This window comes from Lactobacillus sp. ESL0233, from assembly GCF_003692995.1.
In the GTDB taxonomy this organism is placed as follows: Bacteria; Bacillota; Bacilli; order Lactobacillales; family Lactobacillaceae; genus Lactobacillus; species Lactobacillus bombicola.
This window is the reverse complement of sequence record NZ_REHH01000009.1, coordinates 173,422-187,893: the sequence shown is the minus strand read 5'-3', so window position 1 is coordinate 187,893 and position 14,472 is coordinate 173,422. Positions and strand designations below refer to the sequence as shown.

Here is a 14,472-nt window from a genome sequence, read left to right as displayed (position 1 = left end):
AGCTCTTTCATGTATAATAGTATTTAGATAGTTATACGTATAAAGGAGTTTTTTTTTATGACAGTTTATTATAATGATTTTCCCCAAAGTGATCGTGATGAATATATAAAGATGATTAACCTTGATGAACTTGAGGAACGTGCCAAAAAAGTAATGCCGGAGGGCGCATATTACTATATTGCATCAGGTTCAGAAAATGAATGGACATGGCGAAATAATACCGTTGCTTTTAATCATTTTCAGATTGTTCCGCGCGCTTTGACTAATATGGCAGATCCGCAGCTTGATACCGATTTTATGGGAATGAAGTTGAAGACACCAATAATGATTTCACCGATTGCATGTCATGGAATTGCACATCAAGATGCGGAAGTGGCTACTCAAAAAGGAGCAGCCGCAGCAGGAGCATTGTTTAGTTCGAGTACCTATGCTAATAAGAGTGTAGAAGACATTGCTGCAGCCGCTCCTGAGGCACCACGCTTTTTCCAACTTTATTTAAGTAAAGATTGGAATTTTAATCAAATGGTCTTTGATGCAATTAAAAAAGCAGGCTATCAAGGTATCTTTTTAACTGTAGATGCGCTAGTTTCTGGCTTTCGTGAAGCTAATCTACGTACACAATTCGCCTTTCCAGTTCCCCTTGACTTTTTCACTCGCTATCAAGGTACAAAAGGAGAGGGGCAAACTGTTGCTCAAATGTATGCCTCTTCTGCTCAAAAGATAGGTCCTGAAGATATTAAGCGGATTAAGGAAATGTCCGGGTTGCCAGTCTTCGTTAAGGGAGTTGTTTGTGCTGAAGATGCCTATTTAGCAATAGGAGCTGGTGCTGATGGAATTGTTGTTACCAACCATGGCGGTCGTGAAATTGATGGTGGACCAGCAACGATTGATATGCTACCTGAAATTGCTAAGGCGGTTGACCATCGTGTACCAATTGTTTTTGACTCGGGTGTTCGCCGTGGTTCTCATGTTTTTAAAGCATTAGCACTAGGAGCAGATTTAGTCGGAATTGGGCGACCATATCTTTATGGTTTGGCTCTAGGTGGAGCTAAAGGGGTGCAATCAGTAATTGAGCAATTAAATAAGGAACTTTTGATTGATATGCAATTGACGGGTTGTAAAACTGTTGCTGACATTCGGCATGCTAAAATCACTAATATTAATTATACGGCTGATAATCTAAGATCAAATACAGACCCTGAAAGAATCAAGCCTTATCCTGTAACTAAGGAAAACCAACTTAAAGCTGGTGGCACGGATACTGTTTCAGGTGCATCTCATTTATAATTAATTGTTTTTACCTGTTGCTGGGCTTTGTTTAATTTTGAAAAAGATTACTATTGTAAAAATTGATAAAAACCCCGAAGTTGTCTTAACTTCGGAGTTTTTATTATAATCAAATTTAGGAGACATACTAAAATATTGAAATTTAAATTGTAATTCTATAAAATAAATTAAATTATAATTATGTTTATTTATTTTTGTTATTAATTAACTAAAATAATATAATTAAATTATTATATTTTTTGTGATAGGTTCTTTGGATGACTGCTATCTATGCCGAATTTTGAATTAGTCGTTGTACTTTTATTTTTTGATTATTATAATTATTTTTATTACATACACGGAGGGAAAACAATGAAAAAAGCATGGAAATGGCTTGAAAGTATTCTATTGTTAATGATACTACTAACCATAATCCCGCAAAATGTTGGTGCTGCTGGTAAAACAGCACCCAAGGTGACAGATAATTATTTACAAAAAGTTAAACAAAAAGGCGAACTGATAATGGGGACTAGTCCTGATTTTCCTCCATATGAATTTGTCAAAAATATTAATGGCAAGTCGAAAGTCGAGGGAATCGATGTTGAAATCGGAAAAAAGGTGGCGCACGATTTAGGTGTTAAGCTGGTTGTCCGGACAATGGACTTTGATTCATTACTGGTAGCATTAGAAACTGGCAAAATTGATATGGTTATTTCCGGTATGGATGCAACGCCAAAACGGGCACAAAGTGTAGACTTCAGTCATGCATATTACAAAAGTGGTCAGGATCTTTTAATCAGAACTTCTGACAAGAATAAATATCATGATTATCACTCATTTGCCGGCAAGGCAGTTGGTGCACAAACCGGTAGTTTACAGGCCACGCTTATTAAAGAGCAGGCTAAAAAAGTTACATTAAAAACAATGGATAAAGATAGTGATTTGATTTTAGGTTTGCAAACCAAAAAGTTTGATGCTGTTGCTGTTGATACGGCTACTGCCGGTGCTTTTGCAAAGAATACCTCTGGTATTACTGCTATTCCATCAGGCTTTAAGGTTGATTCAGCTGGCTCAGCAATTGCTTTTCATAAAGGGGCAAAGAGCTTAGTAAATGCAGCTAATAAGTCGATAGCAGAAATTAAACAAAAAGACCTGATTAATCAGGTTTATTTACCTAAAGCTGGTAAATATTTGATCAATGGTAAAAGCCAAAAGGCTGCTAAGGCCTCTAATTCAATGTGGGCATATAAGGATTTCTTTATAGCTGGTGTGGGGTATACTTTATTCATTTCAGCAATTTCGGTTTTCTTTGGCTTCTTACTTGGTGCAATCTTAGCGCTAATGCGGTTAAGCCATAATCAATTTGCTCATACAATTGCTACGGCCTATATTGAATTTGTCCGGGGAACGCCATTAATGGTACAGTTGCTTTTTATTTATTTTGGGTTAGGGCTAATTATTAATATTCCAGCACTATTATCAGGAATTATTGCTGTTGCTCTTAATTCAGCTGCTTATGTGGCCGAAGTAATTCGTTCGGGGGTTAGTTCAATTGCCAAAGGACAAACAGAGGCTTCACGTTCATTAGGGCTTTCTCGCTCAGCAACAATGCGTTATGTGATTATGCCTCAAGCAATGAAAAATATTTGGCCAGCACTTGGTAATGAATTTGTTTCCCTTATTAAAGAAAGTTCAATTGTATCGGTCATTGGAGTTAAGGATTTAATTTACCAATCGCGAATTGTTCAAGCGGATACTTATCGAGGTGTTATGCCCTTAGTCATCACGATGATTTTATACTTTATTATTACTTTTAGTTTATCCAGCTTAATGAAAGTATTTGAAAGGAAAATGAAACATGACTAATGAGACAGTGATTAAAGTTGAACATTTAAAAAAATCGTTTGGTCAAAATAACATTTTAAAGGATATTAATGCTGAGGTTCGGGATGGTCAGGTTATTTGTTTAGTTGGACCATCTGGTGCTGGTAAAAGTACCTTTTTACGTTGTATTAACTTGTTGGATCAGCCAACTGCGGGGAAAGTTTTATTTAAAAACAAAGAATTAACAGCTTTAAGTGAAAATCAACTTGATACTTTACGTGAAAAAATGGGTATGGTTTTTCAACAGTTTAATTTATTTCCCCATATGAATATTATTGAAAATATTAAGTTAGCTCCGATGAAAGTTAAGCATGTTAGTGATAAAGAGGCTACAGCAACGGGAATTGAGCTCTTAAAACAAGTGGGACTGGAAGATAAGGCTGATACTTTTCCAGCCAGTCTTTCTGGAGGGCAACAACAGCGAGTTGCTATTGCGCGGGCCTTAGCAATGGGACCAGAAGTAATGTTATTTGATGAACCTACGTCTGCACTTGATCCCGAGATGGTTGGTGAAGTTCTTAAAGTAATGCAGGATTTAGCACAAAAAGGAATGACGATGGTTGTTGTAACGCATGAGATGGGGTTTGCCAAAAACGTTGCTGATGAAATTTGGTTCATGGCTGATGGCTATATCCAAGAAAAAGCGAAACCAGAAGAATTTTTCTCACACCCAAAAACACAAAGGGCTCAAGACTTTTTGGCGAAGGTATTAGAAACGTAAGAGGAAAAATTGTGGATGAGAAGCGTGCAATAAAGATTTTGACTGATTTATTAGCAATTGATTCGGCGAACGATCATGAAAGCTTAGTGGCAGACTATATAGTAGCTTTATTTGCTAATTACCCAGTCCAAATTGAGCGTATTACTTATAAACCTGGTCGGGATAATTTAGTTGTTACACTAGGCAATAAGGGACCGTTATTAGGCTTTTCTGGTCATGAAGATGTTGTAGATGCTGGGAATCAAACCAATTGGCAATTTCCACCGTTTACACCAACGCTTTATGATGGAAAAATTTATGGTCGTGGAGCCAGCGATATGAAATCTGGATTAGCTGCGATGATTGTATCAATGCTTGACTTACTTGAGAGTGGCAAAAAGTTACCTGGTCGAATTCGTCTTTTGGCTTCAGTTGGTGAGGAAACTGGTGAATATGGGGCTGCGCAACTAACCAAGAAAGGTTATGTTCAAGACTTGGACGGACTTATTATTGGTGAGCCATCCAATTTTAATATTCGAGTAACACATAAAGGGATAATCGATTATTATGTGTCTTCAAGTGGAAAATGCGTACATTCCTCTATCCCACAAGAAGGTAAAAATGCTATTATGCCACTAATTCAGTTTGCACAACAGGCGCAATCTTTAATGGATAGTCACCAAGAAAAAGATCCTATTTTAGGTTCTTTGACACATGTGATTAGTCAGATTCAGGGTGGTAATCAAATTAATTCTGTGCCAGATCAGGCTTGGCTTTCTGGTAATATTCGGACAACTCCGAAATATCCGAATGATCAAATTTGTGGTGAGTTAGAACGGATAATTGCAAAATTAAATTCTCAAGGAGCAAAGCTTTCAATTCGTTACAGTTATCCTGAAGTACCCCTACCAGATCAATCTAATAGTCAATTAGCCAGATTGGCACAAGAAGTTGTTCAGCAAGAATTTGGTAAAGACTGCGAATTTACAGCAGGAACAGGTGCGACTGATGCCTCTGAATATATTCAAGCTGGCAATTTTCCTGTAATTATTTTAGGGCCAGCGGAAGGTAAAACTGATCATCAACCAAATGAATTTATTAAAATAGAGGACTACTTATTAGGATGTAAATTGTATCAGGTATTAGCTTGGCGCTTTTGGCAAGAATATATTTAATTATAAGAAGGCGATAACTAAAAAGCACTTTCTAACGAAAGTGCTTTTTATATAAATATTATTTAAAATTATTATTCACAATAGTTTCAAATTCTTCAAGTCGTTTAGCAAAGGTAGCAAAGGCTTCTTCTAAATAATTAGGCTTAGTCATATCAACACCTGCAGCTTGCATAATTGCTACGGGGTAATTACTAGAACCCGATTTTAAAAAGTTGATATAAGCTTCTTTTTGTTGCACTGTGCCATAAACAATCTTATTGGCCAAAGCAGTAGCGGCTGCAAATCCGGTTGCATATTGATACACATAAAAATTATAGTAGAAGTGTGGTATACGAGCCCATTCTTTATCAATAGCGCTACCAGCTTCAACTGCATTGCCATAGTAGCGCTGGTTAAGTTTACCATAGGCGCTATTAAGAAAATCAGCAGTTAATGGTTCACCCTGGGCATCCATTTGATGAATGTATTGCTCAAATTCAGCAAATTGCGTCTGCCGGTACAGTGTACCTTTGAATGAATCAAGATAGTAATTAAGTACGAAGGCTCGCGTCAAAGGATCGGTAATATTTTGAAGAAAGTACTCAGTCAAAATATTTTCATTAGTGGTTGAAGCAATTTCTGCGACAAAAATGGGATAATCACCATAGACGTAGGGTTGATTTTGTCTTGTAAACATACTGTGAACCGAATGTCCGGTTTCATGAACTAATGTATAAAGAGAGTCGACATTATTGGCCCAATTTAAAAGCTCATATGCGTCAGTATCATAAGACCCACCTGAATAAGCTCCCGTAGTCTTATGTTGCGATTCAACCACATCAATAACGCGATTATTAAATAGATAGTCTACTTGACGTAAATAATCATTGCCCAGAGGGATTAAGGCCTTTTTAGCCTCAGCTTTAGCTTGCTCAAAAGTATATGTCAGGGAAGGTTTACCCGTTAAAGGTACATACATATCCCACATTTGTAAATCATCAAGGTTAAGGATTTTTTTACGTAAGTTAACGTAGCGGTGCAATAAATTTAGATGCTTGTCCACGGCTTTAATTAGAGTGTCATAAACAACTGAAGGTATATTATTCTCAGCTAACGCACTTTTTTGGGCGGAATCATAATGATGAACCTTGGCAATATAGTTATGCTTTTTAACAACTCCTGCAAGGGTTGAGGCCAGTGCATTTTGAAATTGCTCATAAGTAGTGTACATTGATTCAAAGGCACCTTGGCGAACAGCACGGTTTTGGGATTGAATTAAAACAGAGTATAGGCCATCAGATAGTTGTACCATTTCTTGCTGATCATTTTCGACATAACCATATTCTAGATCAGAATTAGTTAATACATTATAGGTGTTTTCAGAAGTTTCTAGTGCATCACCGGCAGCGGCAATAAGCTTTTCTTCTTCAAAAGTTAGTGTATGGGGCTTAAGTTGGGCAATTTGTTCTAATAAGTGGTCGTATTCGCTAAGGCGTGGCTCCTCTTGCTTGAATGCAGTCAGCTTTTCTTGAGAAAGATTTAAAATTGCGGGATTAATGAAGGCAGTTGCAGCTGCAAAGTCACTGGCAATCGCTTGAGCACGAGCAACGTAATTTAAGTAATGTGCGTTAGTTGTATCAACATCACTTGACATTGTAGCGTAAACATAGATTTTTTCTAGTTGGCGCTGGACTAGTAATATTTTAGTTAAACCAGCATAAAGATTATGACCGGAATTAGTAAAATTAACTTGTACATCGTTTAAAGTAGATATTTCTTTTTTTATCTGATTATATGCATCCTCCCAAGCATTATCGGATTGATAAACGCGGGTTAAGTCCCAAGTAAGATTGACAGGTACATCTTTTCTTTTCGGAATGGTCATTAAAGTTTCTCCTTTATATATGTTTGATAATAATTATGCCAAAAAGCAAAAAATAAGATATTATTAATTATATTTGTTAATATTCTAATTCAACTTTGAAAGTGATACAAATAAACATGGACAAATCATGAAGGGATTAAATAAAAGTAATGAATCCAAATTCAAAACGTAGAGAAGACTATCGTAGAAGGAGAGCGTCTACGAATCTTTATCGTAATCAAGTTTTTGCTAAACCCAAAGTGACCAACAAAGGTAATGTATTTGCTAGAATTTGTGGTATTATTGTGGTTTTTGGGATTTGTTGCAGTCTAGCATGGGCTGCGCATATGTATTTTACCTTGCATAGTGCAATTGATGGCGAAAATGGTGATTTTGCTACTTCAGCGCGGATTGCAAATAAGCAACCAATTTCAATTTTAATTCTGGGAGTTGATCAAGGTATCGAAGGCCGCCATGATCGGGGTAATTCAGATACTTTAATCTTGGCAACAGCTAATCCAGATAAGAGTAAGGCAACGATGACCTCAATTCCGCGTGATACATTAGCCAATATTTTAGGCGATCCTGGTGATAAATATAATATTTTTCGGGTAAATTCTGCTTATGGTGTTGGGGGGAGCTCCGCTTCAATGCGCACGGTATCAGCACTTCTGAATGTCCCTATTTATTATTATGTGGAAGTTAACATGCAGGCGCTTAAAAATCTAGTGAATGCAGTTGGTGGGGTAGATGTTAACGTACCCTTTAAGTTTTCTTATGATTGGTGTGATTTTCATAAAGGTAAGCAGCATTTGAATGGTCGTCATGCGGTAGCTTATGTGCGGATGCGGCATGATGATCCGCGGGGAGATTATGGCCGGCAAATGCGGCAACGGCAAGTAATTACGGCCGTCGTTAATAAAGCAATTTCAGTAGACTCTGTAGCCAATTATCGCAAACTAGTCAAAATTTTTACCAAATATGTGAAAACTAATCTGACCTTTAATGACATGCTAGCGTTGGCCTTAAATTATCGCAATTGTTCCCAAAATCTTGATAGTAATTATATTCAAGGTCATGATGCTTGGATAAATGGTTCATCAATTCAAGTGGCTCCAACCAGTGAACTGCAAAAAGCTTCCAATAAACTACGTACTAACTTAAATCTGACAAAAGAAGTATTGGATAATGATGAAACGCGATTGAACACCATGAATGAACAAAATAATAATATTAAATGGAAAGATCCCAATCCATTTACTAATTATCAAATCTATCATTCAGTTATTTCGAGTGAAGAAGATAATAAATCTCAAAGTAACGCTGATACAAGTGTAAATGTTAATGCAATCGATAAATAGAATTTTTTTGAGTAAAAAGTAGAAAGGATCAAAATGAAAAAACAATCAATTTTCCCTATAGTTTATGGTTTGATTTCTGCTTTAATTGCCTTTATTGCTGTTTTTTTTATTGCTCAGCATTCTTTTAACTGGAAAGTATCTCTTTCAATTTTAGTAGCTAGTTTTTTTGCAATTATTTTTTTCATTTTGTCATGGTTTCGTGGTCATGCCTCTGTTGAAATTAAGCGCATAGCTAGTGAATTTAACTTATCAGATGAAGATTTAGCTCAAATTACTGGAATGAAAAAAACAGATTTCCCCATCTATAATAATAAGTTACAGTTGATTTTACCTAAACATTATTGGCCTAGGGTTTTAGATGCGCTACAAAAGTATGAACGGGAAAGAAAATCACTTTAAGCTAAATCGTAGTAAGGTTATTAAAAAATTTACTTGCTACTATTGCTTTTTATAAAATATATAGTAAACTACACATTTGTGAGGTAAAAATGAAAAAAGAAATTGGGTCAAAGATTAAAGTTGCAAATACCTTAATTGAACGCGAGCTTAATAATCAAATGAGTAGTATATTTGGTAATTATCGTCTTACTGGTGTCCAAAGTATGATTTTAGTTGTTCTTTATGAGGCAGATAATGAACCTATAATTCAAAAAGAATTAGCTGACAAGTTTGTGTTAAGTCATCCAACTATTCGTAGTGTTGTTAGACGCTTAGAAAATGCTGGATTGGTTCAAACCGGTTTTTTAGCCAGTGATCATCGGCAGGTGACTTTGAATTTAACCCTCAAGGGAAGGGACCTAATGCGGGCACAAATTGATAAAATATATGCTGTAATGAATGAAGTTAATCATAAAATCAGCGCGCATCTAACTGAAAGTGAGAGAAATAAGCTGGTTGCTATATTAGATGTTATCATAAATAATTTAAAATAATTATTTGTCAAAAGTGTAGTTTGCTACACTAAAGAGGAAATTATGGAACAAAATTTTAAAAAAATATCAAAAAGTAGTCGTAATTCAATGATGATTGTGCTTTTATTTGGTTCATTTGTAGCATTATTAGCTGAAACCTTCCTTAATAATGCAATACCTACAATCATGAATTCATTAAATGTTAGTCAAACAACAGCTCAGTGGTTAACTACTGCATATTTGTTAGTTGTTGGTCTAATGATACCTATTTCTGCTTGGATTTTTGAATCATTTCAATTGAAAAGTAATTATTTAACAATGATGTCAATTTTTTTAATTGGTTCGTTAATTTGTTTAACAGCTCCAAACTTTGAATGTTTATTGTTGGGACGTTTGATTGAGGCGGTAGCCGCTGGTAGTTTAATGCCATTTACGCAAAATGTAATTTTACTTTTGTTTCCTAAAGAGCAACGCGGAATGGCAATGGGAATTACGGGTTTAGTAATTGGGTTTGGTCCAGCAATTGGTCCAACCATTTCTGGTTTGATTCTAAAATATTTTAGTTGGCGTATGTTGTTTTTGACATTAAGTATTGCTAGCCTACTAGTCATGGTTGCGGCAATTTCGGTAGTGAAAAATATTACCATTCCAAAAAGTAGAGCAACGGATTTTGTTTCTTTTGTTGAATCAATAATTGGATTTGGGTTGACACTGTATACTCTCTCAGAGGTTGGTAATACTGGTAAGGTTACACCAATATTATTAGTATTATTCGGCTTAGGCATAGTTATACTTGCTTTATTTGTCCATCGTCAATTAAATTTAGTGCAGCCATTATTAGATGTTCGAGTGTTTAAAAATTGGCAATTCGATCTATGTAGCTTGTTAAGTACATGTAGCAATATTGCAATGGTAGCCGTGGAACTCTTATTGCCACTATATTTGCAAACCATACGAGCTGAAAGTGCCTTAACTTCTGGATTGGTTCTTATGCTAGGAGCAATTATAATGATGATTTGCAATCCTATTGCTGGTAGTTTATATGATAAATTAGGAGTTAAAAAAATTTCATTATTTGGTTTCACAATGCTTATTTTAGGAACCCTACCAATGCTTTTTTTCAATGCTCAAACTAATCTATTAAATATTAGTATATGTTATGCAATCAGGATGATAGGAATTTCATTTACGATGATGAATACTTTTACTGCTGGAATTAATCTAGTGAAACCAAATTTGACAGTACATGCTAATGCTGCTGCTTCTACCTTACGTCAAATTGGGGGTTCATTTGGGACAGCAATTGCTATGCTAATAGTATCACTTACTGCTAATAGCTCAACTAATAAGACAGTGGCACTTGCTAATGGATTTCATGCAGCATTTATTTTGCTAACTTGCTTAGCTTTTGTAGGAATGGCGTGTTCGCTTTTTTTACCGCAAAATAAGAGGTACTACTAAAAATTTTCTAGAAATTGTCTAATCTTTTATCAAAAACAAGCTAAAAAATCGACTTTATTATATACTAAAGCAAGTGTATTTTTAATTGAGGAAGATGGACGATGAGCTTGTTGACAGTTAGTAATTTAGGCCAGCACTTTGTAGATAAGACACTATATGAAAATGCCAATTTTGTGTTAAAAAAAGAGGATCATTTGGGCGTTACTGGTCAAAACGGGGTTGGTAAATCAACCTTAATTAAAATTTTAACCGGCGAAATTTTACCAGATGAAGGGCAGGTTAAATGGCAGAATCGGGTGAGTGTAGGTTATCTTGATCAATATGCTAAATTGACGCCTGGGGTCACAATTCGGGCTTTTTTGCAGACAGCTTTTACGGCACTTTATCAAAAAGAAAACGAATTAAATGATTTATATGTTCAGTATGGAGAAAGCGGCGATAATAACCTGCTAGAAAGAGCAGGTAAAGTACAGACTTATCTAGAAGAACATAATTTTTATGGCATTGACACTGAAATAGAACGCGTTGCATCGGGTCTAGGCTTAGCTGAATTAGGTTATGACCATGATGTATCTGAATTATCGGGTGGACAACGTTCGAAAATCATTTTAGCTAAATTACTACTACAAGCTCCGGATGTTTTAGTCTTAGATGAACCAACTAATTATTTAGATGTTTCACATATTGACTGGTTAGTGAATTACTTGAATGAATTTGCAGGTGCTTTTATTGTGGTCAGTCATGATTATGATTTTTTGGGACGCATTGCTAACTGCATTATTGACATTGATTTAGGTACTATTACCCACTATACGGGAACGCTAAAGCAAGCTATGAAGCAAAAGGCGGCGAATCGAGAAACTTATCTGAAAGCTTACACTAATCAGCAACGCAAGATTGCTAAGACTGAGGCTTATATTCGCAAAAACAAGGCTGGAACAAGAGCTAAAAGTGCTAAGTCACGAGAAAGGCAATTAGCTAAGCTAGAAGTTCTTAATCCACCTAAGGGTAATCGGCACGTCAAATTTGAATTTCCTTATGTGGCCACCGCGGCTAATTTGCTTTTACAAACACAAGATTTAGTAATTGGTTATGATCGACCGCTTGTGAAACAGGCTTTTAACTTTTCGCTTGGTGGCAATGAAAAAGTAGCAATTACTGGCTTTAATGGCATTGGTAAATCAACTTTGCTAAAAACTTTGTTAGGGAAGTTACCTGCGATTTCAGGGCATTTTGAAATTTCAGTAGCTACTAAAATAGCTTATTTTAAGCAAGATTTAATTTGGCCAAACAATAATATGACGCCACTACAATATTTACAAGAAGAATTTGAACAGCAAAAACCTAAAGAATTGCGTAGTGCTTTAGCTAGGCTAGGCGTAACTGCTCAGCAGGCAATGAGCCCATTGAAAAAATTATCTGGTGGGGAACAAGAAAAAGTCAAATTAGCTAAGATGCAGTTTGAACCGGCTAATTTACTTTTCTTAGATGAGCCAACAAATCATTTAGATCGTGATGCAAAAGATGCCTTGAGACAAGCTATTATTAGGTTTTCTGGTGCTGTAATTATTGTCAGCCATGAACGTGACTTTTTCCAAGGCAACTGGATTGATAAGACAATTGATATTGAAACGATGAATAAACTTTGAGGGGAAAATGGGCAACGAAAATGAAAAACTTTTTTATCAGGATTTATTGGATACTTGCTTAAAAGTAGGCGAACTGATGATTGAAGGCGGCAGTGAAATGTATCGTGTCGAGGATACAATGATTAGGATTGCCAAAAGTGCAGGTGAAACTGATCCCCGCGTTTTTATTGTTCCAACTGGAATTTTTATGAGTTTAGATCGTGGTAATTATTGTCAAACAATCCAAATTCATGAACGTAATATTAATCTTGAACTAGTCGATCGGATTAATTCATTATCCCGTTCCTTTGCAAACCAAGAGCTTACTTTAAAGCAGGTACGACAGGAAGTTAATAAAATTGCCCAAGGTGGCTATCCCACTTTTCCTTTATGGTTGCAAGTACTTAGTGCTGCAATTGCAAGTGCTACATTAATGGTAATGTTTATGGATAATTATGATTGGATTGATTTCCCAGCAGCTGCAGTTGTTGGTGCACTTGGTTTTATTTCTTTTTATTATTTTAAGCACTATACTAAAATTAAGTTTTTATCAGAATTAGTGGCAGCTATTGTTATGACAGCTGTTGCTGTAGGATTGGTTCATATATTTCCACAGATGATAATTGATAACATTTTAACAGGAGCGATAATGCCATTAGTACCAGGACTTGCACTGACTAATGCTTTGCGTGATCTTTTTAAAGGAGATTTACTTTCGGGAATGGTTAAGATATGTGAGGCAGGGATAACCGCTTTTGCTTTGGGTGGTGGCGTCGGCATTGTTTTGAAATTTTTGGGAGCGTAAAATGCCTTTCTGGTTAGAAATAGTTATTAATATTATTTTTGCTTACCTTACTTCTCTTGGCTTTGCGATTATTAACAATGTGCCTAGACGAGTGCTCAATTTAGCAGGAATTAGTGGGATTATTTGTTGGCTAATTTATTGGCTGGCGATGCAAGCTAACATGGGACGCTTGCTGGCAAATTTATTCGGCTCATTTGCCGTAGGTATTTTAGGAATTATTTTTGCGCGGAAGAAAAAATGTCCAGCAACCGTTTTTTATATACCAGCAATTGTGTCACTAGTTCCAGGAGTGCCAGCCTATCAGGCAGTGCGTGAATTGACAGCTGGCAATCTTAATGGTGCCAGTGATGCGATTCTGCGGGTAATTATTGTGACTGGGGCGATAGCCTTAGGAATGTTGTTATCTAATATGTGTGTCGAAATCTTTTTTAGAATAAAAAAGATTTACAAATAAGTAAATGTTGCCTATAATAATCTTTGCGAGTCGACAAAGCGCAATTGCGCCTTTTAGATAAGAGGACACCCGCCTTTAATGGCAGACATGGGAAGTGTTGGTGATTGACTAACCTGATGTGAACAGAAGTGGTCACCTATTTTAACAATAGGCCTTAAGTAAAAAGAGCAGTTTCTTAAGTGAATCTGCTCTTTTTTAGTTGATATATAAAGCTTGTTTGCCTTGTTGATTAAAGCTTCTTTCTAAACCGTGCCAAGATACAGGCTTATTTTGATAGCCAAATGGATCGTTAACGTAGACGATTTGTTTATCCTTGTTATAGCCTGTAATTACACAGGCATGAGAGGAAGGTGTTACATGGACAGGACCTTGGGCCGTTACCCAAGTTTGCATGTCAGTAACATGGTTAAAATTAGTAGTCGTGATAATTAATACAGGATGTCCTTGTGAAACTAACCGCAGAACTTGAATGAAATCATGACCGGTAAAATTGACTATGTGATTTGTATATATCTGACCCACTTGTTCTAAGGGTTCATTATAAACGCACCAGCCAGCATTGGCTTGACTCATGTAGCCGACAAAGCCAACATGTGGGTTGCCGCGGTAGCGCCCATCTTGGGAGAAGGAAGATACATGTTTGATTTTTTCGGATAAATCTAATTTGGAGACTTTAATGTCATAATAGCGTAAAAGCATCGCTAATGACGTGACTTCACACCCATTGGGTAAATCGGGATATTGATTTTCGAGCGGAACCATTAATTTTTGTTCTGATTTAATGGTTAACCAATCATATTTGTCTTTGATTTGATTAAAATTGTGTCCAATAAAAACTAGCCCTAGGATAATAAGGCTAATTGCCAGGTATGTCAAATATTTAGTAAGCTGTTTTTTTCTATTCATGAAGCTATTTATAGCATGAAAGTAGCAGAAGCGCAAAATTAGAAGAATTAATTTAATAAATATTAGAAAATATTATTT

Annotated in this window: 13 protein-coding genes; 11 read left to right on the top strand and 2 right to left on the bottom strand. The window is 36.0% G+C overall.

Features of this window, described 5'->3' with window-relative positions; all coding sequences use genetic code 11:
- Positions 1 to 57 precede the first annotated feature (57 nt).
- The 4 genes from F5ESL0233_RS07205 (at position 58) to F5ESL0233_RS07190 (ending at position 5,025) form a co-directional block, all read left to right on the top strand.
- Positions 58 to 1,287, top strand: a complete 1,230-nt coding sequence (locus tag F5ESL0233_RS07205) for a lactate oxidase (RefSeq protein ID WP_122059473.1) — start codon at positions 58 to 60, stop codon at positions 1,285 to 1,287.
- A gap of 351 nt (positions 1,288 to 1,638) precedes the next feature.
- Positions 1,639 to 3,132, top strand: a complete 1,494-nt coding sequence (locus F5ESL0233_RS07200) for an ABC transporter substrate-binding protein/permease (RefSeq protein ID WP_122059471.1) — start codon at positions 1,639 to 1,641, stop codon at positions 3,130 to 3,132.
- A complete protein-coding gene (locus F5ESL0233_RS07195; protein WP_118896146.1) occupies positions 3,125 to 3,871 on the top strand; it encodes an amino acid ABC transporter ATP-binding protein in 747 nt (248 codons plus the stop codon). The genes F5ESL0233_RS07200 and F5ESL0233_RS07195 overlap by 8 nt, the downstream gene beginning before the upstream one ends.
- Before the next feature lie 11 nt (positions 3,872 to 3,882).
- Positions 3,883 to 5,025, top strand: coding sequence for an ArgE/DapE family deacylase (locus tag F5ESL0233_RS07190; RefSeq protein WP_122059469.1), 1,143 nt, complete (start codon positions 3,883 to 3,885; stop codon positions 5,023 to 5,025).
- Positions 5,026 to 5,083: 58 nt separating this feature from the next.
- Here F5ESL0233_RS07190 and pepF read toward each other — a convergent pair whose 3' ends face one another.
- Complete coding sequence (pepF, locus tag F5ESL0233_RS07185; protein WP_122059468.1) at positions 5,084 to 6,889, bottom strand: oligoendopeptidase F; 1,806 nt, start codon at positions 6,887 to 6,889, stop codon at positions 5,084 to 5,086.
- A 149-nt stretch (positions 6,890 to 7,038) separates the two neighbouring features.
- On the opposite strand from pepF, the gene F5ESL0233_RS07180 reads away from it, so the two are divergent.
- From F5ESL0233_RS07180 to F5ESL0233_RS07150, 7 genes are all read left to right on the top strand, one after another.
- On the top strand, positions 7,039 to 8,229 hold the full coding sequence (locus F5ESL0233_RS07180; RefSeq protein WP_122059466.1) for an LCP family protein: 1,191 nt from the start codon (positions 7,039 to 7,041) through the stop codon (positions 8,227 to 8,229).
- 33 nt (positions 8,230 to 8,262) lie between these two features.
- Positions 8,263 to 8,628 (top strand): hypothetical protein, encoded by a 366-nt coding sequence (locus tag F5ESL0233_RS07175; protein WP_090092513.1) that lies wholly within the window; start codon positions 8,263 to 8,265, stop codon positions 8,626 to 8,628.
- A gap of 89 nt (positions 8,629 to 8,717) precedes the next feature.
- A complete protein-coding gene (locus F5ESL0233_RS07170; protein ID WP_122059464.1) occupies positions 8,718 to 9,161 on the top strand; it encodes a MarR family winged helix-turn-helix transcriptional regulator in 444 nt (147 codons plus the stop codon).
- 42 nt (positions 9,162 to 9,203) lie between these two features.
- A complete protein-coding gene (locus tag F5ESL0233_RS07165; RefSeq protein ID WP_122059463.1) occupies positions 9,204 to 10,601 on the top strand; it encodes an MDR family MFS transporter in 1,398 nt (465 codons plus the stop codon).
- Between the two features lie 101 nt (positions 10,602 to 10,702).
- Positions 10,703 to 12,250: an ABC-F family ATP-binding cassette domain-containing protein gene (locus F5ESL0233_RS07160; protein ID WP_122059461.1), complete on the top strand. Its 1,548-nt coding sequence runs from the start codon at positions 10,703 to 10,705 to the stop codon at positions 12,248 to 12,250.
- 7 nt (positions 12,251 to 12,257) lie between these two features.
- Positions 12,258 to 13,034 carry a threonine/serine exporter family protein gene (locus F5ESL0233_RS07155; protein ID WP_118897702.1) on the top strand — a complete coding sequence of 259 codons (777 nt, stop codon included), beginning with the start codon at positions 12,258 to 12,260 and terminating at the stop codon, positions 13,032 to 13,034.
- 1 nt (position 13,035) lies between these two features.
- Positions 13,036 to 13,488 carry a threonine/serine exporter family protein gene (locus F5ESL0233_RS07150; protein WP_122059459.1) on the top strand — a complete coding sequence of 151 codons (453 nt, stop codon included), beginning with the start codon at positions 13,036 to 13,038 and terminating at the stop codon, positions 13,486 to 13,488.
- Positions 13,489 to 13,683: 195 nt separating this feature from the next.
- On the opposite strand, the gene F5ESL0233_RS07145 is transcribed toward F5ESL0233_RS07150, so the two are convergent.
- Positions 13,684 to 14,394, bottom strand: coding sequence for a C39 family peptidase (locus F5ESL0233_RS07145; RefSeq protein ID WP_122059457.1), 711 nt, complete (start codon positions 14,392 to 14,394; stop codon positions 13,684 to 13,686).
- Positions 14,395 to 14,472: the final 78 nt, after the last annotated feature.